At 71.6% G+C, this 19,450-nt stretch carries 21 protein-coding genes and 1 pseudogene; 7 read left to right on the top strand and 15 right to left on the bottom strand.

Translation table 11 applies throughout. The features are described from left to right. Positions 1-51 precede the first annotated feature (51 nt). Entirely contained in the window at positions 52-918 is an 867-nt protein-coding gene (locus tag ACWERV_RS02790) for a helix-turn-helix domain-containing protein (RefSeq protein ID WP_398174784.1), read from the bottom strand. A gap of 181 nt (positions 919-1,099) precedes the next feature. On the opposite strand from ACWERV_RS02790, the gene ACWERV_RS02785 reads away from it, so the two are divergent. Continuing rightward, positions 1,100-1,588 carry an ATP-binding protein gene (locus ACWERV_RS02785; protein ID WP_452927823.1) on the top strand — a complete coding sequence of 163 codons (489 nt, stop codon included), beginning with the start codon at positions 1,100-1,102 and terminating at the stop codon, positions 1,586-1,588. Positions 1,589-1,599: 11 nt separating this feature from the next. Here the strand turns inward: ACWERV_RS02785 and ACWERV_RS02780 are convergent, their stop codons facing one another. After that, entirely contained in the window at positions 1,600-1,842 is a 243-nt protein-coding gene (locus ACWERV_RS02780; RefSeq protein ID WP_031522044.1) for a DUF397 domain-containing protein, read from the bottom strand. A 234-nt stretch (positions 1,843-2,076) separates the two neighbouring features. Between ACWERV_RS02780 and metG the strand changes: the two genes are divergently transcribed. Beyond that, complete coding sequence (gene metG / locus ACWERV_RS02775) at positions 2,077-3,801, top strand: methionine--tRNA ligase (protein WP_452927820.1); 1,725 nt, start codon at positions 2,077-2,079, stop codon at positions 3,799-3,801. A gap of 26 nt (positions 3,802-3,827) precedes the next feature. Here metG and ACWERV_RS02770 read toward each other — a convergent pair whose 3' ends face one another. From ACWERV_RS02770 to aspS, 3 genes are all read right to left on the bottom strand, one after another. Further along, positions 3,828-4,583 carry a hypothetical protein gene (locus tag ACWERV_RS02770; RefSeq protein WP_452927817.1) on the bottom strand — a complete coding sequence of 252 codons (756 nt, stop codon included), beginning with the start codon at positions 4,581-4,583 and terminating at the stop codon, positions 3,828-3,830. Next, positions 4,580-5,089: a SigE family RNA polymerase sigma factor gene (locus ACWERV_RS02765; protein ID WP_398174797.1), complete on the bottom strand. Its 510-nt coding sequence runs from the start codon at positions 5,087-5,089 to the stop codon at positions 4,580-4,582. The genes ACWERV_RS02770 and ACWERV_RS02765 overlap by 4 nt, the downstream gene beginning before the upstream one ends. A gap of 389 nt (positions 5,090-5,478) precedes the next feature. Next, complete coding sequence (gene aspS / locus ACWERV_RS02760; protein ID WP_398174800.1) at positions 5,479-7,233, bottom strand: aspartate--tRNA ligase; 1,755 nt, start codon at positions 7,231-7,233, stop codon at positions 5,479-5,481. Between the two features lie 170 nt (positions 7,234-7,403). Between aspS and ACWERV_RS02755 the strand changes: the two genes are divergently transcribed. The 3 genes from ACWERV_RS02755 (at position 7,404) to ACWERV_RS02745 (ending at position 10,814) form a co-directional block, all read left to right on the top strand. Then, positions 7,404-9,461: an ATP-binding SpoIIE family protein phosphatase gene (locus ACWERV_RS02755; RefSeq protein WP_452927814.1), complete on the top strand. Its 2,058-nt coding sequence runs from the start codon at positions 7,404-7,406 to the stop codon at positions 9,459-9,461. 121 nt (positions 9,462-9,582) lie between these two features. Continuing rightward, a complete protein-coding gene (locus ACWERV_RS02750; RefSeq protein ID WP_031522061.1) occupies positions 9,583-9,840 on the top strand; it encodes a hypothetical protein in 258 nt (85 codons plus the stop codon). 119 nt (positions 9,841-9,959) lie between these two features. Continuing rightward, positions 9,960-10,814 carry a hypothetical protein gene (locus ACWERV_RS02745; RefSeq protein ID WP_452927812.1) on the top strand — a complete coding sequence of 285 codons (855 nt, stop codon included), beginning with the start codon at positions 9,960-9,962 and terminating at the stop codon, positions 10,812-10,814. Between the two features lie 12 nt (positions 10,815-10,826). Here the strand turns inward: ACWERV_RS02745 and ACWERV_RS02740 are convergent, their stop codons facing one another. The 3 genes from ACWERV_RS02740 to ACWERV_RS02730 form a co-directional block, all read right to left on the bottom strand. Continuing rightward, positions 10,827-11,411, bottom strand: a complete 585-nt coding sequence (locus tag ACWERV_RS02740; RefSeq protein ID WP_398174813.1) for a hypothetical protein — start codon at positions 11,409-11,411, stop codon at positions 10,827-10,829. Between the two features lie 84 nt (positions 11,412-11,495). Further along, positions 11,496-12,950, bottom strand: a complete 1,455-nt coding sequence (locus ACWERV_RS02735) for a PE-PGRS family protein (protein WP_452927810.1) — start codon at positions 12,948-12,950, stop codon at positions 11,496-11,498. 137 nt (positions 12,951-13,087) lie between these two features. Beyond that, entirely contained in the window at positions 13,088-13,489 is a 402-nt protein-coding gene (locus ACWERV_RS02730) for an ATP-binding protein (protein WP_398174819.1), read from the bottom strand. A gap of 246 nt (positions 13,490-13,735) precedes the next feature. On the opposite strand from ACWERV_RS02730, the gene ACWERV_RS02725 reads away from it, so the two are divergent. Together ACWERV_RS02725 and ACWERV_RS02720 are read left to right on the top strand one after the other, a co-directional pair. Further along, a complete protein-coding gene (locus ACWERV_RS02725) occupies positions 13,736-14,590 on the top strand; it encodes a helix-turn-helix domain-containing protein (protein WP_452927807.1) in 855 nt (284 codons plus the stop codon). An 11-nt stretch (positions 14,591-14,601) separates the two neighbouring features. Continuing rightward, positions 14,602-14,793 carry a hypothetical protein gene (locus ACWERV_RS02720; RefSeq protein ID WP_452927805.1) on the top strand — a complete coding sequence of 64 codons (192 nt, stop codon included), beginning with the start codon at positions 14,602-14,604 and terminating at the stop codon, positions 14,791-14,793. Positions 14,794-14,814: 21 nt separating this feature from the next. On the opposite strand, the gene ACWERV_RS02715 is transcribed toward ACWERV_RS02720, so the two are convergent. From ACWERV_RS02715 to ACWERV_RS02685, 7 genes and pseudogenes are all read right to left on the bottom strand, one after another. Next, positions 14,815-16,023, bottom strand: coding sequence for an MFS transporter (locus ACWERV_RS02715; protein WP_452928068.1), 1,209 nt, complete (start codon positions 16,021-16,023; stop codon positions 14,815-14,817). Between the two features lie 11 nt (positions 16,024-16,034). Further along, the gene (locus tag ACWERV_RS02710) at positions 16,035-16,565 is read right to left on the bottom strand and encodes an ArsR/SmtB family transcription factor (RefSeq protein ID WP_452927802.1); all 531 of its coding nucleotides are present in this window, start codon (positions 16,563-16,565) and stop codon (positions 16,035-16,037) included. Between the two features lie 11 nt (positions 16,566-16,576). Further along, a pseudogene (locus ACWERV_RS02705) lies at positions 16,577-16,918 on the bottom strand (DUF6879 family protein); the annotation flags it as partial. A gap of 150 nt (positions 16,919-17,068) precedes the next feature. Next, positions 17,069-17,686: a DUF5753 domain-containing protein gene (locus ACWERV_RS02700; RefSeq protein WP_452927799.1), complete on the bottom strand. Its 618-nt coding sequence runs from the start codon at positions 17,684-17,686 to the stop codon at positions 17,069-17,071. A 109-nt stretch (positions 17,687-17,795) separates the two neighbouring features. Beyond that, complete coding sequence (locus tag ACWERV_RS02695; RefSeq protein ID WP_452927796.1) at positions 17,796-18,647, bottom strand: DUF5753 domain-containing protein; 852 nt, start codon at positions 18,645-18,647, stop codon at positions 17,796-17,798. Positions 18,648-18,665: 18 nt separating this feature from the next. Then, a complete protein-coding gene (locus ACWERV_RS02690; RefSeq protein ID WP_452927794.1) occupies positions 18,666-19,196 on the bottom strand; it encodes a DUF6879 family protein in 531 nt (176 codons plus the stop codon). Continuing rightward, on the bottom strand, positions 19,174-19,431 hold the full coding sequence (locus ACWERV_RS02685; protein WP_043182500.1) for a hypothetical protein: 258 nt from the start codon (positions 19,429-19,431) through the stop codon (positions 19,174-19,176). The genes ACWERV_RS02690 and ACWERV_RS02685 overlap by 23 nt, the downstream gene beginning before the upstream one ends. Positions 19,432-19,450 lie beyond the last annotated feature (19 nt).

The following is a 19,450-nucleotide window of genomic DNA, read 5'->3' as shown; positions in this document are numbered from 1 at the left end:
CGGCCCCGGGGTCAGCGCCTCCGGGGCCGGACCCGCCTCACAGCACCCGCCTCACAGCTCGCGCCGGAGTTCGGCGAGCCAGTCCAGCGAGTCGGCGGGGCTGAGCGCGATACGGCCCAGCGTGGTCATGGCCTTGTCGTACTCCACGACCTCGTCGTGCTTGTCGATGTAGAGCGCGCCGGTCAGCTGCTCCAGGTACACCAGGTCCGGAAGGTCGGACTCGGGGAAGCTGAGCAGCGTGAAGGCGCCGCCGCCCGCGGCGTGGCCGCCGATGGCGAAGGGCAGGACGCGCACCTCGACGTTGGGCGCGTCCGCGGCCTCCAGGATGTGCGCGACCTGGTCGCGCATGCCCTGCCGGGTGCCGAACGGGCGGCGCAGCGCGCCCTCGTCCATCACCGCGACGAAGTGCGGGGCCCGCTCGGAGACGAGCAGCTTCTGCCGCTCCAGGCGCAGTCCGACTCGCCTTTCCACCCAGGCGTCGGCCGCCTCGGGGTGACCGAGTCGGATCACCTGCCTTATGTAGTCCTCCGTCTGCAGAAGACCGTGCACGAACTGCACCTCGAAGGTGCGGATCAGCGCGGCGGACTCCTCCAGGCCTACGTACGTCTGGAACCACGTCGGCATGACTTCGCCGTAGCCGTGCCACCAGCCGGCCGCGTTCGCCTCCCTCACGAGTCCCAGCATGGCGAGCCGCTCATCCTCCTCGGTGACGCCGTACAGCGTCAGCAGATCGGCGACATCCCGCTCCTTGAAGCTGACTCTTCCCAGCTCCATGCGGCTGATCTTCGACTCCGAGGCCCTGATCGAGTACCCGGCGTCCTCCCTGGTGATCCCCCGCGACTCACGCAGCCTCCGCAGCTGCGCTCCGAGCAGCATTCGTCGCACGATGGACCCGCCTCCCGGCTGCCCTGCGCTCATAGGTCACGCTCCGCCCTTGGTTCATCAGCAGTCTGCCACTAATGGCTTGCGGGCAGTACCCGTCTCGTCACTCTCGAACGACACGTGCATCAATTCCTTGCAGATGCACGTGCAGCTGCCCTTGCATCCTCGGGTGCCGATCCATGAGCATGGTGACCGTGCAGATACCCCGGGGGCAGGTATGAACGCGGAGACCGCACCCGCGCTCTATCCGTTATGGCAAGGCGTGCTCGCGCCCGAGCGGCTTGCCGCGGGTGACGGCGCCACGTGCGAACTTCCCGCCACCCCGGAATCGGTGCGCGAGGCGCGCTGCTTCACGCGTACGACACTTCAGCGCTGGGATCTCGCCGCGCTGCTGGATTCCATGGAGCTGGTCGCCTCCGAACTGGTCACCAACGCGCTGCGCTACGCGGTGCCGCCGGACGCCCCGGGCACCCCGGTGCGGCTGAGCCTGGCCCGCTGGACGAGCCGGGTGGTCTGCGCGGTGCGCGATCCCAGCGAGGTGGCACCGGTCGCCAAAGAGGCGGATTTCGTGGCCGAGACGGGCCGCGGGCTGCACCTGGTGGACTCGTTCAGCGAGAAATGGGGATGGCACCCGCTCGGCGGTACCGGAAAAGTGGTCTGGGCGCTGTTCCTCGCCGCCCCGGCCGTTCCGCGTGTGCAGGCCTGAGGGGCGGAAGATCAGGGTCCCGGCATGAGGTGGTCGAACTCACCGGCCTTGACCCCGATGATCATCGACTCGATCTCGGCGCGGGTGTAAATCAGCGCGGGGCCGTCCGGAAAGCGCGAATTGCGTACGGCCACGTCCCCGTCGGGCAGTGCGGCGAACTCCACACACGTGCCATTGGCATTGCTGTGCCTGCTCTTCTGCCAGACCACACCCGCGAGGTCATCGGCGGGCATTCCATTGTGCGTCCGGCGCATCAGCCACTCTCCAATAGTGCCGTGTGGTACAGGAGATGATAACTCGGAGCGGGCGCACGTGCATCTGCACGTGCAAGTGCACGTGCAGTCACGGCGCGTGACGCACGTACCCGCTCTGACCCGAACCTGCCCGGTATGAGAAACGCGGTGGCGGTCCCCCCGCTACGGTCCGATACGATTGACGGTCCGTAGATGAATTCCTCACTCCACGCTACGAATTGGGAGCAGCCTGCAATGGCTCGTCACCTCATCACCTCAGCCCTGCCCTATATCAACGGGATCAAGCACCTGGGCAACATGGTGGGGTCCATGCTCCCCGCGGACGTCTACGCCCGGTATCTGCGCCAGCGCGGGCACGACGTCCTCTACATCTGCGCCACCGACGAGCACGGCACCCCGGCGGAGCTCGCCGCCAAGGAGGCCGGACTCCCGGTCGACGCGTTCTGCGCGCAGGCCCACGACGCCCAGAAGGCGATCTACGACGGCTTCGCGCTCTCGTTCGACTACTTCGGCCGCAGTTCCTCGCCGCAGAACGTCGAGATCACCCAGCGTTTCGCGCGCCGCCTCAACGAGAACGGCTTCATCGAGGAGCGCGCCATCCGCCAGGTCTACTCGCTGGCCGACGAGCGCTTCCTGCCCGACCGCTACATCGTCGGCACCTGCCCGTACTGCGGCTACGACAAGGCGCGCGGCGACCAGTGCGAGAACTGCACCCGCGTCCTCGACCCGACCGACCTGATCGAGCCCCGCTCGGCGATCAGCGGAAGCACCGCGCTGGAGGTCAGGGAGACCAAGCATCTCTTCCTCCTCCAGTCCAAGCTCGCCGCCGAGGTCGAGTCCTGGCTCGACGCGAACAGCGCCGACTGGCCCACCCTGTCGTCCTCGATCGCCCGCAAGTGGCTCACCGAGGGCCTGCACGACCGCGCGATCACCCGCGACCTCGACTGGGGCGTGCCCGTGCCCGCCGACACCTGGCCGGAGCTGGCCGCCGACGGCAAAGTCTTCTATGTTTGGTTCGACGCCCCGATCGAGTACATCGGTTCCACGAAGGAATGGTCCGACGCCGCCCCCGAAGGGGAGACGCGCGACTGGCAGTCCTGGTGGTACGAGGCCGCGGATGTGCGCTACACGCAGTTCATGGCCAAGGACAACGTCCCCTTCCACACGGTCATGTTCCCCGCGACCCAGATCGGAACCAGGGAACCCTGGAAGATGGTGGACTACGTCAAGTCGTTCAACTGGCTGACGTATTACGGCGGAAAGTTCTCCACCTCGCAGCGCCGCGGCGTCTTCACCGACGCGGCGCTCGACGTACTCCCCGCCGACTACTGGCGGTACTTCCTGATGGCCAACGCGCCCGAGTCCGACGACTCCTCCTTCACCTGGGAGCTGTTCACCGCGGGCGTCAACAAGGATCTCGCCGACACCCTCGGCAACTTCGTCAACCGTGTGCTGTCCTTCTCGCGCAAGCGCTTCGGGGACGAGGTCCCGGCGGGCGCGGCCGCCGGCGAGGCCGAGGCGAAGCTCGGCGAGCAGGTCGCGGCGCTGCTCGCGGAGTACGAGGGCCACCTCGACACCCTCCAGTTCCGCAAGGCGGCGCAGTCGCTGCGCGCCCTGTGGAGCGCGGGCAACTCCTACCTGGAGGAGAAGGCCCCCTGGATGGCGATCAAGACCGACCCGGACGGCGCCGCCCTCACCCTGCGCACCGCGATGAACCTCATCCGCCTCTACGCGGTCGTCTCCGAGCCCTTCATCCCCGCCTCGGCGGCCGCGATGCGGGCGGCCTTCACCCTCCCCGCGGACGACGCCCGCTGGATCACCCCGCAGGAGGCCCGCGCCCTCGACGCGGTCCCCGCCGGAACGCCCTTCACCGTCCCGCCGGTGCTCTTCGCGAAGATCACCGAGGACGACCTGGCGTCGTACGTCACCCGCTTCGGCGGCGACCCGGACGCCGCCTGACGCAGGGCGGGAGCGCCCGCCCCGCGTCAGCCGAAGACCGCCGAGTCCAGGAGGTAGCGCGCCTCCTGGACGCGGGTCTGGGAGGGGTCGGCCAGACAGGCCACCGTCCAGACGATCGTGCCGTCGGGGGCGACCATCGTGCGGGTCAGCTGACGGGTGCCGCCGACCGTACGGCACGCCTGGTACGGGGAGTCCTCCGTGAGCGGGATCTCGTAGTCGCGGGCCTTGGCCGACGGCATCTTGGACGGCTGGCGGCGGAACATCACCAGCGCCCCGTCCTTCTTCAGCGCCAGCGCCAGCGGAGTGCAGAAACCGTCCAGGGCGTGCGCGCAGCCGCCCTCCGGCAGCACCATGCGCTGCGTGCCCAGGAAGAGGCTCGCCGTCTTGGGGTCCGCGAGCGTCTGCCAGCCCTTGCTTGGGGGCATCTGCAGCACCAGACCGCCCATGCCGTCGGGCCGGTAGCCGGACGGCGGCGTGCTCAGCGCCGTAGTGGGCCGCGGGGTCGCACTCCCCACCACCGCGGGGGCCGCGTGGCCGCCGCCGTCCGGCCCCACCAGTCCGGGCACCGCCACCAGGGCCGCCGCGAGGGCCAGCACCGCGCTCCCCGTCACCACGGCCGTACGCCGGCGGCGCCGCCGCCGGATCCGCTCCCGGATCCGCTCCAGCCGTTGCGCGGGCGCGGGCAGCTGCGGCACCGCGCGCTCCAGCAGGGCACGCAGCTCCCGCTCCACGCCTTCCGCGCCCTCCGCGCCCTCCGTCCCGGTACGCTCCGGCTCACTCATCCGCGCTCACCGCCCTCCGCCAGGACCGCCGCCTCCGGCAGCAGCCCGCGCAGCGTGCGCAGCGCCTTGGACGCCTGGCTCTTGACCGTGCCCTCCGAACACCCCAGCGCCTCCGCGGTCTCGGTCACGCTCAGATCCTCGAAGTAGCGCAGCACCACGACCGCCCGCTGCCGCACCGGAAGCGCCCGCACGGCCGCGGCGAGAGCCTGCTCCAGGTCCACCCCTGCGTACGCGTCCGGCGCGGACGCCCGGTCCGGCACATCGCCGTGCGGCACCTCCCCGCGCCAGCGGCGCCGCCACCAGGAGGCGTGCGTGTGCACGAGGGCCTGGCGGACGTACGCCTCGGGGTTCTCGTCGGCGATCCGCGGCCACTTCGGCCAGACCTTCGCCAGGACGGTCTGCAGCAGGTCCTCTGCGAGGTGGGCGTCGCCGGTGAGCAGCCAGGCGACACGCAGCAGTCGTTGGCCGCGTGCCGCGACGAACTGCTCGAACCCGCCCTCGCCCACGCCGCTTCCTCCCCACACCCTCCTAACGCCCCGTCCCCGCGCCCGGGTTGCCCTCGTGCGGAGGCCAGTCCCGCCAGACCTGCGGCTGCGCCGCGGGGCACCCGTTCTTCAGCCTGCGGATGCCCCGCCGGGCAACCTTCAGGGGCGCGGGGAACTGCGCGACCAGCCACGACGGTGGCGCGGGTCGTCACCGACCCGAAGGGGCAGTTCGGTTCGTACCGGACCACCGGCCGGTGGTGGGTTGCTCGCGCAGTTCCCCGCGCCCCTAAAAAACGGGTCCCCGGCGCGGCACGCGCAGCCCGAAAACGGGTGCCCCGCGCGGCGCGCGCAGCCCGGAACGGGTGCCCGGCGCGGCAGCGCAAACGCCCCCCCGCGCGGGGCCCAGGCGCCTACTTCCGGCGGAGCTGGATGTGGAGTTCGCGGAGGCGGGTCTCCGAGACCTCCGACGGCGCCCCCATCAGAAGATCCTGCGCCTGCTGGTTGAGCGGGAAGGCGATGGTCTCGCGGATGTTCGGCTCGTCCGCGAGCAGCATGACCATGCGGTCGACGCCCGGCGCGATGCCGCCGTGCGGCGGGGCGCCGAAGTGGAACGCGCGCAGCATCCCGCCGAACTCCGCCTCGACCGTCTCGCGGTCGTACCCGGCGATCTCGAAGGCCTTGTACATGACCGCGGGCTCGTGGTTGCGGATGGCGCCGGAGGACAGCTCGATGCCGTTGCAGACGATGTCGTACTGCCAGGCGAGGATGTCGAGCGGGTCCTTGGTCTCCAGGGCCTCCAGGCCGCCCTGCGGCATGGAGAAGGGGTTGTGGGAGAACTCGATCGCGCCGGTGTCCTCGTTGCGCTCGAACATCGGGAAGTCGACGATCCAGCAGAACCGGAAGACGTCCTCCTCGAACTGGCCGACGCGCTTGGCGGCCTCGACCCGGACCGGGCCCATGATCTTGGAGACCTCGTCGAACTCGCCCGCGCCGAAGAAGACCGCGGTGCCGGGCTTGGCGCCGACCGCGTCGACGAGCGCGGTGACGTCGTCCTCGGTGAGGAACTTCGCGATGGGGCCGGTCAGCGCGTTGTCCTCGCCGACGCGGACCCAGGCCAGGCCCTGCGCGCCGAGCGAGACGGCGTACTCGCCGAGCTGGTCGAAGAACTTGCGGGGCTGGTCGGCGGTGTCCGGCACGGCCAGGGCGCGGACGTGCTTGCCGGCGAAGGCCTTGAAGCCGGAGCCGGCGAAGACGTGGGAGACGTCGACGAGTTCGAGGGAGGTGCGCAGGTCCGGCTTGTCGTTGCCGTACTTGAGCATGGACTCGCGGAACGGGATGCGCGGGAAGGGCGAGGTGACGCGGCGGCCGCCGCCGAGCTCGGTGAAGAGGTCGGTCATGACCTTCTCGATGACGCCGAAGACGTCCTCCTGCTCGACGAAGCTCATCTCGACGTCGAGCTGGTAGAACTCGCCGGGCGAGCGGTCGGCGCGCGAGTCCTCGTCGCGGAAGCAGGGCGCGATCTGGAAGTAGCGGTCGAAGCCGGAGATCATCAGCAGCTGCTTGAACTGCTGCGGGGCCTGCGGCAGGGCGTAGAACTTGCCGGCGTGCACGCGCGAGGGCACCAGGAAGTCGCGCGCGCCCTCGGGGGAGGTGGCGGACAGGATCGGGGTGGCCATCTCGTTGAAGCCGAGGGCGGTCATCTCGCGGCGCAGGAAGGAGATGACCTGGGTGCGCAGCATGATGTTGCGGTGCATGCGCTGGCGGCGCAGGTCGAGGAAGCGGTTGGTGAGCCGCATCTCCTCGTTGGCGCTGTCCTCGGGGAAGACGGGGAAGGGCAGCTGGTCGGCGGCGCCGAGCACCTCCAGGGAGGCGACCTCGACCTCGACCTCGCCGGTGGGCAGCTCCGGGTTGACGTTCTCCGCCGAGCGGGCGACGACGCGGCCGTCCACGCGCAGCACGGACTCCTTGGACTGGCTGCTCAGCGCCTCGTAGGCGGGCGAGCCGGGGCGGGCGACCAGCTGGGTGAAGCCGTAGTGGTCGCGCAGGTCGACGAAGAGGATGCCGCCCAGGTCACGGCGATTGTGCAGCCAGCCGGACAGGCGGACGTCGGTGTCGACGTCGGTGGCGCGCAGCTCTCCGCAGGTGTGTGACCGGTACCGGTGCATCGTGGGTTCGTCCAAGTCGTCAGGTCGTCGCGATGGTGGGGGAACCCCCACAGCCTACCGGCGGCGGGTGGCGCTCCTCATCCCCGTATCCCCCCTCCGGGCGGCTCCGCGGCCGGGCCGCAGAAGGGGCACGTTCGCCCACACCACCGCATTCCTCTTAAAATAGGCCAATGCACACCGAGGACGTGCTCGCGGCCGTGGGGTCGGGGGTGTGGCAGTGGGAAGAGGCGACCGAGCAGATCGCGGTGGACGCGCGGGCCGCGCACCTGCTCGGGCTGCAGGACGGCGCCGGGTCGTACCGTACGGCCGCGGTCCGCGCCTGCCTGCACGCCGCGGACTACGTGTCGGTGTCCGCCGAGGTGGAGCTGGCCGCGGCCGAGGGCACGGTCGCGGAGCAGCTGGTGCGGGTCGTCGGGCCGGACGGGGCGGTGCGGCGCACGCTGCGGGCCCGGATCGCGCCGCGTCCGCCGGGGCAGATCAGCGGCACGCTGCACGAGGTGCCGGTCGGCGGCAGCCGGTCGGGCCGCCCGCCGCGGGACTGGCGGCGGGCCCGGGAGGCCTTCCTGCTGGACGCCGGGCGGGCGCTCGCCGAGGCGGACTCCACCGAGGAGGTCATGCGGGTCGCGGCGACCTTGTCCATGCCGGGCTTCTCGCCGGACGGCCACGCGGTCTTCGGCGTGGACAGCGACCGCCTCCAGGTCATCGGCCACCACGGGCAGGAGGTCATCGACCCGAGCATCCTGGACATGCCGCTGTCCGCGGACTACCCGGCCGCGGTCGTCGCCCGCACCGGCCAGGCGGTCTACCTGCCGACGCCCCGGTCGTACGCCGAGCGCTTCCCCGCCACCTGGCCGCTGGTGCGGCCGTACGGGCGTGTGTCGTGGTCCTACCTGCCGCTGACCGTGGCCGGGACGACGATCGGGGCGTGGATGGCGGCCTTCCGCGAGCCGGTGGAGTTCACGCCCGACGAGCGCGCGGTGCTCACCACGGTCGCCCGGATGCTGGGCCAGGCGCTGGCCCGCGCGGGCCAGCACGAGTCGGAGCGGGCGCTGAGCGACGGCCTCCAGCGCACGATGCTGCCCACCCGCAAGCCCGACGTCACCGGAATGGCGGTGGCCGCCCGCTACGTCCCCACCGGCGGCGGCCTCCAGGTCGGCGGCGACTGGTACGACGTGATCGACCTGCCCTCGGGGCGTACCGCGATCGTCATCGGCGACGTCCAGGGCCACGACGTACGCGCCGCGGGCATCATGGGCCAGCTGCGGATCGCGCTGCGCGCCTACGCGGCCGAGGGGCACGGGCCGGACGCCGTCCTCAGCCGCACCTCGCGCTTCCTCGCCGGGCTCGGCCGCACGTCCGCCGACGCGCGCTTCGCGACCTGCCTGTACGCCGAGGTGGACCACCTCACCGGCACCCTGGAGATGGTGCGCGCCGGGCACCCCGAGCCCGCGGTACGGCTCGGCGACGGCACCACGATCGTGCGCCGCACGGCGGTGGGCCTGCCGCTGGGCATCGAGCCCGACGCGGACTACCCGACCACCCGGATGGTCCTGGAGCCCGGCGAGGTGCTGCTGCTGTGCACCGACGGCCTGATCGAGACCGGCGGCCACGACCTGGACACCGGCTGGCAGCGGCTGTCGCGGGCCCTGACCGCCGGGCCCGCGGGCGATCTGGAGGTCCTCGCCGACTCCCTGGTGGACGCCGTGCACGGCCCGGCCTCGCACCAGACGACCGGCCCGCTCACCGACCGCCGCGAGGACGACATCGCGCTGGTGCTGCTGCGCCGCGACCCCGAGGGCCCCACCTGCGCGGTCCCGGTGCGCCGCACGGTGCTGACGGTGCCGCAGGACGACCCGGGCCGGATCCGCTCCGCGCGCGCCGACATCCGCGCGCTGCTGCACGACTGGTCCTCGCCCGACCAGGTGGAGTCCGCGGTGCTGCTGGTCTCGGAGGCCGTCACCAACGTCCTGGTCCACACCGACGGTGACGCCGTGCTGCTCGCCCAGGTCACCGGCATGCCCGGCACCCGCCGTCTGCACGTCGACGTCGGCGACCGCTCCGACGAGATGCCGCACCGCCGCTCCCCCGGCGAGATGGCCTCCTCCGGCCGCGGCCTGCTGCTCATGGAGGAGCTGGCGGACGCCTGGGGCGTGGACCCGCGCGGCGACGGCAAGGCGACCTGGTTCGAGCTGTACGAGACGCTGCCGCCGGCCGCGGTCGCGGGGTGACGGGCGGACCGGCGGAGGGATCAGTGGACGGGCCGGCGGGCGAATCGCCGGGAAGGGGCTGTGCGGGCGGGTTATCGTATGGGCTGAGGGATTCCGGGCGTCGGGGGAAGGGGGAGCCGCGATGGGCTCACCGGATGCGCAGGAGTTGACCACGCGGGCCGCGCAGTTGCGGGGGCTGGCCGCCGACATCGAGGCGCTGCCCGACAAGGCGCGGACGTTCGCGACGCAGACGATGACGAAGTGGGAAGGCCCGCACGCGGACCGCACCCGGGGTGAGATGAACACCTGGCGGAACACCTGCCACACCGTCGCCGAGCACCTGCGGACGGAGGCGAACACCTGCGAGCAGGACGCCAAGGACCTCAACAAGAAGCACTAGGGCGGGCCTTGCGGACACCCGCAGCACACCGCCCGGGGCCGGCGGGCGTACGCACAGCACGGCCGGCGTACGCGCACCACGGCCGCACACCGACCGACCGCGACAGGGAGCACCTCACCATGCCGTCCTACGACAGTTCCCGTGCCCGGCTCCGGCTGGCGGACCGGCATGTGGCCGTCCTCGGCCACCTCGCGGACGGGGAGACACCGCCCGCCGAACTCGCCGAGCCGCTCGCGGAGTTGCAGCAGATCGGGCTCGTCGGCGAGGAGGGCGAGCTGTCCCCGCTGCTGAAGGACCTCGTCGTCACCTTCGCCGACCCGATGGTCATGGTCCAGGTGGAGGTGACCGGCGAGCACGGGGCCGTCAGCCACGGGATCGTCATCGGGCAGGACGCCGTCGTCGTGCACGACGGGTGGCCGGGCCAGGAGGAGTCGGAGTACGTCTCCGCCGAGCCGAGCATGCTGCTGTGGGAGCTGGCCCGGCTGGTCAACCTGCGCACCGGCGAGACCGTCGAGGCGCCCGTGGAGCGTGTCGAGACCACCATGGGCGTGCTGGACGCCGCCTTCGTCGCGCTCGGCGAGACACCGGGCGTCGAGATCGCCGAGGGCGCCGAGCTGGCCCGCAAGGCCGTCGCCGAGGCGGGCGGGCCCGCCGAACCCGCGCTGTCGCTCTTCGCCGACCTCGTCGCGGCCCTCAACTGCACCTGGCGCGTCACCACCGTGTGGGGCGGGCGGCAGGACGGCGAACCCGCCACCAGCCTGCGCGCGCTGGCCGTCTGGGACTGCGGGCCGCTCGGCTACTGGGTGCGCGAGCAGCCCGAGGAGCCGATCCTGCCCGGACAGGTCACCCCGGACAGCCCGCTGCACCTCGCGCGCGTCACCGCCGCCGAGGTGTGGGAGCGGCTGACCGACCTGCTGCCCGACAGCGAGGACCTGCTGGACGCGCCCGGCGGTTTCACCCCCGCCCAGCCGTAGCGGCCGCGCCCCTCAGCCGTCGCCGGGGCTCATGAGCGCGCGGAAGGGCGCGCTCATCAGGGCCCCGCCGACGGAGAGGGACGAGGTATCCGTCTCCTCCAGCACCAGCGCGACCGCGAGGTCGGTGGCGTCCACGCCCCCGTGCGCCTGGCCCGTGCGGCGCCGCCGCGAGCCCGCGCCGCCGACCGGCTTGCCGTCGGTCAGGGTCACCCGGTCCTCGCCGCGCCGCAGTTCGAGCCCGCCGGAGCGGCCGGTGCGGGCGTAGGTGTACTCGCGCCCGCCGAGCCGGATCCGCAGCGCCCGCGAGGAGCGGCTGACACCCAGGGAGTTGGAGCCGATCTCGGCGGTGACGCCGCCGACCGTGAGGACGGCCTTCTTGCCGAGGTGCGGTTCGCCGCCCATGCCGGTGCCGGTCACGGACGCGGGCGGCAGGTGCTCGCCGACCAGGTCGGTGCGGAAGACGTCACCGGACTGCCAGCTCGCGGGCTTGGCGTAGAAGATCCTGACGAGGCCGTACGCGCCGATCGTGCCGCTCAGGCCGTGCTGGGTGTCGTCCTCGAAGGGTTCCAGTTCGAAGCCGAAGTCGTTGTCGCTCATGCGCTTTCCGTGGTCGGGGAGGTCGTCTGACGGGACGTTCTCGGCGGGTGGGGCTCTCTCGGTCCGGGGCGGGAGCGGAGAGCCCTACCAATGGAAGGGGTTGAGTTTCTTCGCGACGTTCTTCGCCCCGCTGGCAACGCTCTTGGCGCCGCTGGCGATCTTGTGCCCGGCGTCGCTCGCCGTCTTCCCCGCCCAGTCGATCGCCTTGCCGGTGCCCTTGGTGATGTCGTCCCAGTGCTGCACGATCTTCGCACCGCCGTACACGATGCCGGTGCCGACGACGAGCCCGAAGGTGACGGGGTTGGGCGCGATCATCGCGGCGGTGAGCGAGGCGTTGAAGCCGACCTCGGCGACGTCCGCGACGTACCCGGCGCCGTTGCGCTTGAAGGCGTCGACCGGGTTGCCCTGCGAGATGACGTTGGCGGCGCTGAAGACCGTACCGGCCGCGCTGCCCGCGATGCCCAGGCCCCGCAGGGCGCCCGAGGTCTTGCCCGCCACGCTCAGGCCCTTGAGCAGCGAGGCGCTCCGGGTGGCCGCGGGGATCGCCTCGTCACCGACCCGGGCGGCGGTGAAGGCGTTCTTGCCGACGGTGAAGAGGTTGGCGTTGCCGGCGCGGGCGACGGGCAGGCCCGCGTGCGTCACCCCGCCGTAGAGCTTGGCGAGTTCGTCGGAGCCGACGACGAAGTCGATGACGCCGTTGGCGGTGACCCCGGCCAGCGGGCGGCTCATGAAGCTCAGGCCGCGGAAGGAGTTGTAGGCGCTGCCCGTCCAGTCGCCGATGAAGCCGCTGGTGCCGGGTATTCGCTGCAGACCCGCGCTGATCCTGCCGGGCAGCCAGGAGCCGGGGGCGCTCAGCGAACGCAGCTTGGGCGACCATGTCTCCAGGGCCCGGCCCCACCCCTGGATCTTCGCGCTGGGGATCTTCTGGATGCCGCGGGCCGCCCAGTTCTTCCAGGTCTTGCCCCAGCCCTGCTTGAAGGAGTTGCCGAGCAGCACCTTCGTCATGGCGGTGCCCTGCACGACGACGTGCCCGGAGGCGTCCGTCACCGACTTCCAGTCCCCGTAAGCCCCGAGCAGATACTGCACCGCGGGCTCGAACGGCTGGAGCCCCGGAATACTCGTGAGGGCCGTCGCCTTGAGCCGGTCCAGCCAGTCGTTGAGCGACTCGTCCGGCTTGCGCTGGAAGGTGGACGCCTTCGGATCCTTGCTGTTCGCCACCGAGTTGGCGATGAGCAGCGCCTCGGGGCTCAGGGCGTCGCCCTTGTAGTTCTTCAGCTCGTCCGGCGTGAACCCCGCCCACAGCAGGCCGCCCGACAGATCCCCGTTGTCCATCCGCACGTGCGCGGCCCGCTTGCGCAGATCCGGCGCGGTCTCACTGACCCACGCCACCATGGGCCGCAGCCCGGCCAGCTTGGACGTCACCCCGAGCGTCGCCGCCCGGCGGAACGCGGAGTCGGTGGCGTTCTTCAGACTCGTGGGCGCCGCCCCGTCCAGCAGCGTGGCCAGCTGCTCCAGATCCTCCGGCTTCACACTGCGCACGTGACGTTTCCCCGTTTCCCCCGAGTCGGACGCGGACCGGCGTGCACACCGGCGCACGCATGAGGCGCACTTGGTGACTCCTTGATGGTAGCCAACGCCATTTTTGACGTTCAGGGGTGTTGCGCAGGTTCCTCGCCTCAGGGCAGAGCCAGCCCCGCGACGACGGACTTCCCCCGATACGGACGCGGCCGCACCCCCCAGGCCGCGGCGAGCGCGTCCACGAGCACGAGCCCGCGCCCCGACTCCCGCTCCACGTCCGGCGGCCGCCGCACGACGGGCCGCCCGTCCCCCGCGTCGGACACGGCCACCCAGTAGTACCCGTCCGCGGGCCACGCCACCAGCTCGACGAACTCGTCCGCGGCGGCCCCGTACCGTACGGCGTTGGTCACCAACTCGCTGGCCAGCAGCGCGAGATCGGCACGCACGCCGCCCGGCACGTCCTTCGGCAGCCAGCCGGTGAGCGCACACCGGGCCCGCGGAACGGACGCGGGATGAGCGGGGAACCGCCAGAGGGCGGGCACGACGGGAATCTCGGGCATGGCGAACTCCGTTGCGAGGGTGAGGACTTCGATGGGTTCGCCGGTGGCATGCCGCCCTGGTCGCGACCACACCCGCCCCAGGGCGGACGGGCATGCTCGCGCGGTGCGCTTCCGGCGTTGCTCTCCGTAGTGACGCAAGCACCACGATAGGACATCGGGAGTACATGTGCTACCGATTCCCTGACGGTCCGTTGGACCCGGGCTCGGACCACGCGGCACACTGGCCGCGGACCAGGAAGGACGCACATGCCGCCGAGAAGCAACCCGAGCGCGCGCCAGCAGCGCCTGGGCGCGGAGCTGCGCAAACTCCGCGAGGACGCCGGGCTGTCCACCGAACAGGCCGCCGCCCTGCTGGACACCAAGCGCACGGTGATCTCCAGCACCGAGGCCGGGCGCCACGGCGTCAGCCCGGAACGCGTACGGCGCATCGCGTACGTCTACGAGTGCACCGACCGGCCGCTCATCGACGCCCTCGTGGCGATGTGCGGCGGCGACCAGCCCCCGGGCTGGTGGGAGGACTTCCGCGACACCCTCCCGTCGACCTTCCTCGACATCGCCGAACTGGAGTGGCACGCGACGGCCCTGCGCGTCAGCACGATCACCCACATGCCCGGCCAGTTCCAGACCGAGGCCTACGCCCGCGCCCTCTTCCGCGCCGCCATCCCGCCCCTGCCGGACGCCGAGTTCGAAGCCCGCGTGGCCCACCGCGTCCAACGCCACCAGGTCCTCGACCGCCCCGACGCCCCGCCCTACGAACTCGTCATCCACGAGGGCGCGCTGCGCACCCAGGTAGGCGGCCCCGCGGTGCTCCGCGCCCAGCTCACCCACCTGACCGAGGCCGCCGCCCGCCCCGACGTCACGATCCAGGCGATCCCCTTCACCGCCGGGGCATTCCCCGGCTCGGGCCAGTCGATCCTGTACGCGCACGGGGAGGTGCCACGTCTGGACACGGTCCTGGCCGACCGCGTCACAGCGGGCGAATTCCTCCACGCAGAGGCTCACATCCACACGTTCGGCCTCCAACTCGCCGAAATGCAGCGCATCGCGCTCCCGCCGAAGCAAACCCTCGACCTGATGCACGCCATCGCAGACGACCTGTAGGAGTGTTGACCGTGCCCGACATCACCTGGGAAGCCCCCTTCTGCCAGGACGCCAGCAACTGCTTCCGCATAGGCACCGACGCGGACGGCAACGCGTACATCGCCGTCGCCGGAGCCGAGGACCGCTACCTCACCGACACCCACGAAGCGCTCCGCGCGCTCATCGCGGAGATCAAGTCCGGCAAGGCCGACCACCTGCTGTAGCAGCCCCCGCGGCGGGCGCCGTCACACCGCGGCGGCGAGCGCGGCGTCCACCCGGCGGTTGGTGGTCATGGAGGCCGTGATCGCCGTCATCGTCAGGAGCAGGCCCGACGCGGCGAAGAGCGGTGTGCGGAGGTCGTACGCCGTGGCCAGCCAGCCGCCGAGGAAGGCGCCGAGGGGGGCCGCGCACATCGCGAGCATGCGGGAGGTGGAGGCGACGCGGCCCATCAGGTGGGCCGGGACGACCGCCTGCCGCAGAGAGGGCGCGAGCACCATCGTCGCGCCCATGCCCGCGCCGCAGACGGCGAGTGCGAGCCCGGCCGCGTACGCGTTGGGCGCGGCGGCGAGGCCCAGGACGGCGAGGCCTTCGAGCGCGGCCGTGCAGCTCAGCGCGGTGCCGGTGCCGAGGCGGCGGCCGAGGGAGGAGGCGACGGCCGCGCCGAGCAGTCCGCCGGTGGCCTCCGCCGTGAGGAGCAGGCCGTAGCCGTACGTGTGGATGCCGAGGCGTTCGTGCGCGAAGAGCGGGAGGACGGTCTCCACCGCGAGGAACGCGATGTTCCCGACGGCGGGCCGCAGCGCGAGCCCGAGCAGCAGTTGGTCCTTGAAGACGTACGCCGCTCCGGCCCGCGCCTGCCGGAACAGCGACTCGCCGGCCTCCGCAGCGGGCCTGGGCGTCGCGGGCAGCGACCGTACGAGCAGCGCGGACAGCGCGAAGGACACCGCGTCGGCGACCAGCGGCACCGCCCGCCCGAGAGCGAGGAGCGCGCTGCCCGCGGGCGGCCCGGCGAAGCCGGACATGGCCGTCTGGGAGCCACGCAGGCGGGAGTTGGCGCGCTCCAGGAGCGCGGGGTCGCGGCGGAGCAGGTCCGGCAGGTACGCGGTGGCGGCGGTGTCGAAGAAGAGCCCGCCGAGCCCGAGCAGGAAGGCGACGGCCGCGAGCAGCGGAATGCTCAGCACGTCCAACGCGGCGGCCAGCGCCGGTATCGCGAGCAGCAGCGCGCGGCCCGCGTCGGCGATCCACATCGTGCGGCGGCGGTCCCAGCGGTCGACGAGCGCGCCGCCGTGCACACCGAAGAGCAGCCACGGGAGCGTCCCGGCCGCGGTGACGACGGCGAGCGCCATCGGGTCGCGGGTCAGCGCGAGCGCGAGCAGCGGGAGGGCGGCCTGCGTGACGCCGTCGCCGAGCGAGGAGACCGTCTGGGCGGTCCACAACCGGCCGAACCCGCCGGGCAGTCGGGTCTTGCTCACTTCGCCTCCCCGCGGCCCGGGTGGAAGAGCGCGACGACGAGCGAGGTGTCCGGCAGCGCGGGGTCGGACAGCGCCCGGTACTCGTCCGCGAGCGCCTCCAGCCGCGCCCCCAGCTCCGCGAACTGCTCGTCCGTGAGCCGCAGATGCGCCATCCGCACGTACCGCTCGCCGTCCGCGGGGGACGCCTCCAGGTCCGCGACCGCGTGCCGCATCAGCACGTCGGGCCCGCCCTCGCCCGGGTCGGGCAACTCGATCGACCGCGCGGCCATCGCGTAGTACCGCTCGGTGACCCCCCGCACCTTCCGCGTCCGCACCACCTTGACCAGCCCCGCCCGTTCGAGCAGCCGCACGTGGTAGCTGGAACTCCCCTTCGCGAGCCCCACCCGCTCGGCGATCTGCGTGATCGTCGCGGGCTCGAAGCGGATGACGGCCATGATCCGGTGGCGCGTGAGGTTGGAGACGGCGCGCAGTTGCTCATCGGTGGTGACGTGGAAGGTCTCGGGGAGATCGTCGTCAGCGGCAGGCATGCGAGCAATGGTCAAGGATTGTTGACCATTACGCAAGGGGGTTGCCGACGCGCGTTTCGGCCCGCCCAGCCGACCACGTACGCGTCATGCGGGGTCGCCCGCGACCAGACGGCCTCGAACGCGTCCGCGCACAGGCGGGCGGCGGCGGGGTCGTCGGTGATCTCGCCCGGCGCCGAGCCTCCCTCGCCGGTGAAGTGGTTCCACCGGACGGTGCGGTCGTCGAAGAGCCAGAAGTCGTTGCCGGGCAGCGCGAGCCTGGACGCCTGCCTGCGGGGCAACCACCGCACCTGCTCGCCGGCGGCGACGTTGACACCGGTGAGGGCGTGCTCGTACCGGATGTACGGGGAGACGGGCAGCGGCGACAAGTTGCTCGAAGCCGGGAACGCTGCTCGACGACATCAAGCCCTCCGATACGTCGTGGTGTTGGCTGGTGGGCGTCGCTGCCGCGCCCATCCCGAGAACCGCGTCGCGGCCACGCGGGACACCGCCTTCTCGGCGTCGCCCTATCGCAGGTCGCCGATGGCACGGACGATCAGGGCCTGCGCCTCTGCCCCGTACACGGCCATCTGGCCCAGCTCCTGGAAAGCGGCGACGTACAGGCCGATCTCGGAGGGTTGGGTGATCTGTACCTGCGCGCTGATCAGCTCGATCGATACGAGCCGGTCGTCGTAGACGTGGAAGGTCTCGCGCGGCCACTGGATCCGGTCACGGACCGTCTTGGGGATGATCCCCAGCGAGACCGCGGGCACGTCATCGGCCGTGAGCAGGAACCGCAGCTGCTCGGCCATGACGTCGGCAGCGCCCATCTGGTGATGGAGCACGCCTTCCTCGATCAGGAGGGTGAAGCGGCGGCCGGGCTCGTGGATGATGTGCGACCGCTCGACCCGCGCACGAGCGGCGGCCTCGCTGTCGTCCACGGGCAGTCGCCGGAACCGAGCTACGGTCCGAAGGATCGCCGCCGCGTATCCCTCGGTCTGGAGCAGGCCGGGTACGAGCGACGAGGAGTAGACCTGGAAGGAGGTCGTGTCGCGGAACAGCTTCGTCGAACCCGTCTGGAGCTGCCGCAGCCCGTCGCGCAGTTGGTCTCGCCATTCGGTGTGCAGCGTAGTCTGCGATGACATCGTGGCCTCCGGTGACAGTCGACCGGCGCCGTCCTGCGTGGACCACGGCTCGGTCGGGAAAGGTGGCGCCCCATCGATGTCGCCGGTGCCGCCTGCTGCCAAAGCAGCGTCACCGCAGCGCGTCGATGGCGCGGACGATCAGGGCCCGCGCCTCCGCGCCGTACACAGCCATGGTGCGGAGTCGCTCGAACGCGTCGAGGTACAGGCCGATTTCAGTGGGCTGGGTGATGTTGACCTGAGCGGAGAGCAGCTCGACCGCTACGAGGGACTGGTCGAACATCGAGAAGGTCTCGGCTGCCCAGATGGGTCGTCCGGGCACGCCCATCGGGATGACGCCGAGTGAGACCGCGGGCAACGCGCCCGCCGTCAGCAGGAATCCGAGCTGAGCAGCCATCGCGTCCGCGTCTCCGAGCTGATACCGCAACGCGGCCTCCTCGACGATCAGGACGAATCGGCGCCCGGTCTCATGGATGACCTTGGAGCGTTCGAGCCGCGCCGCCGCCGCTTCCTCGGCGTCGTCGGGGACGCCGAGGAAGCGCGCGTTCGCGCTCAGCAACGCGCGGGCGTATCCCTCGGTCTGGAGCAGGCCGGGCACCAAGGTGCTGGTGTAGACCCGGAATGTCTCGGTGGAGCGGTACAGGGTGAGGTAGCTGCTCTGGAGCTGCCGCAGCCCCTCGCGGGCCTTCCTCCGCCACTCGGTGTACAGCGACTCGGCGTGGAGTGAGGCCGCGATCAGGTCTGCTGCCTGCTCTCCGGCGTCGGTGGCTCTGCACCACAGCCGGATGTCGGTAGGGGATGCGGGCGTACGGGCGTTCTCGATCCGGCTCGTCTTGGAGTGGTGCCACTGGCACCGGGAGGCCAGCTCCGAAACGGTGAGCCCTGCGGCGCGCCGCAGGCCGCGGAGGCGTCGCGCGACGTCTTCGCGGGCGTCCTGGGCGGCCGAGGACGGAGAGACAGGCATGGCCTTCCGGTGGTCTGGTCAGCGGATCTCGTACTGGTCGTGCGGTATGCCCCGGCTCCACACGGCGTCGAAGGCGTTGACGCACTGCTTCACGACGGCAGGGGCGTCGGTCAACTCCATGTCCGGATCCGCCCAGTCGCCGGCGCCGGTGAAGTGATTGAAGAGCACGGTCTCACCGTCGAAGATCCACAGGTCGCAGCCCGGCAAGAGCAGATCCGCGGCCTGTCGGCGCGGCAGCCACCGTACCTCTTCGCCCGCGAGAACGTTGACGGCGGTCCCGGCGTGCTCGTACCGGATGTACGGGGTGACCGGCTCCGAGACCACACGCGCGCGGTGCACGGTGACACCGCGAGCGCGCACCCCCGCGATGAGGTCCACCCAGGGGGCCCAGTAGTCCGACGCCGGGTCCGCGTCCCGCTCACCGGTGCGCAACCAGTGTGCGTAGTCGTCTGCCTCGTCGCCGACGGCGTACTGGTCGCGCATCTCCAGGTGGAAGGCGGAGGTGCGCGCGGAGGTGAGAAGGGACCTAAAGTCCACGCTCGGCGGCATCGCAGGCCTCCCTCAGCAGCGGGATCAGATGAGCCGGGATACGGATGACCGTCTCACCGGCCGGGATGCCCAGAGCGTGGCCCGGCGCGGGGTTGTCCGCGCACTCACGGCGCGTTTCCTCGTCGGCGATGTAGCTCTGGAAAAGGATGTCGCGGGTGACGGTGTGCACCCAGGCGGTGGGCGATCCGCTGTGCCCGGTCTCGGGGTCGACTCCGATGAACTGTAAGGCGGCCACGGCCTGTTCCCTCCTCGGT

Source organism: Streptomyces sp. NPDC004031 (assembly GCF_053604375.1).
This window is presented reverse-complemented; position numbering and strand designations above follow the sequence as displayed.

Bases quoted from the DNA above. Each gene is read 5' to 3' on its own strand.
- ACWERV_RS02790 (WP_398174784.1), bottom strand. From the start codon at position 918: ATGAGCGCAGGGCAGCCGGGAGGCGGGTCCATCGTGCGACGAATGCTG.
- ACWERV_RS02785 (WP_452927823.1), top strand. From the start codon at position 1,100: ATGAACGCGGAGACCGCACCCGCGCTCTATCCGTTATGGCAAGGCGTG.
- ACWERV_RS02780 (WP_031522044.1), bottom strand. From the start codon at position 1,842: ATGCGCCGGACGCACAATGGAATGCCCGCCGATGACCTCGCGGGTGTG.
- metG (WP_452927820.1), top strand. From the start codon at position 2,077: ATGGCTCGTCACCTCATCACCTCAGCCCTGCCCTATATCAACGGGATC.
- ACWERV_RS02770 (WP_452927817.1), bottom strand. From the start codon at position 4,583: ATGAGTGAGCCGGAGCGTACCGGGACGGAGGGCGCGGAGGGCGCGGAA.
- aspS (WP_398174800.1), bottom strand. From the start codon at position 7,233: ATGCACCGGTACCGGTCACACACCTGCGGAGAGCTGCGCGCCACCGAC.
- ACWERV_RS02755 (WP_452927814.1), top strand. From the start codon at position 7,404: ATGCACACCGAGGACGTGCTCGCGGCCGTGGGGTCGGGGGTGTGGCAG.
- ACWERV_RS02750 (WP_031522061.1), top strand. From the start codon at position 9,583: ATGGGCTCACCGGATGCGCAGGAGTTGACCACGCGGGCCGCGCAGTTG.
- ACWERV_RS02745 (WP_452927812.1), top strand. From the start codon at position 9,960: ATGCCGTCCTACGACAGTTCCCGTGCCCGGCTCCGGCTGGCGGACCGG.
- ACWERV_RS02740 (WP_398174813.1), bottom strand. From the start codon at position 11,411: ATGAGCGACAACGACTTCGGCTTCGAACTGGAACCCTTCGAGGACGAC.
- ACWERV_RS02730 (WP_398174819.1), bottom strand. From the start codon at position 13,489: ATGCCCGAGATTCCCGTCGTGCCCGCCCTCTGGCGGTTCCCCGCTCAT.
- ACWERV_RS02725 (WP_452927807.1), top strand. From the start codon at position 13,736: ATGCCGCCGAGAAGCAACCCGAGCGCGCGCCAGCAGCGCCTGGGCGCG.
- ACWERV_RS02710 (WP_452927802.1), bottom strand. From the start codon at position 16,565: ATGCCTGCCGCTGACGACGATCTCCCCGAGACCTTCCACGTCACCACC.
- ACWERV_RS02700 (WP_452927799.1), bottom strand. From the start codon at position 17,686: ATGTCATCGCAGACTACGCTGCACACCGAATGGCGAGACCAACTGCGC.
- ACWERV_RS02695 (WP_452927796.1), bottom strand. From the start codon at position 18,647: ATGCCTGTCTCTCCGTCCTCGGCCGCCCAGGACGCCCGCGAAGACGTC.
- ACWERV_RS02690 (WP_452927794.1), bottom strand. From the start codon at position 19,196: ATGCCGCCGAGCGTGGACTTTAGGTCCCTTCTCACCTCCGCGCGCACC.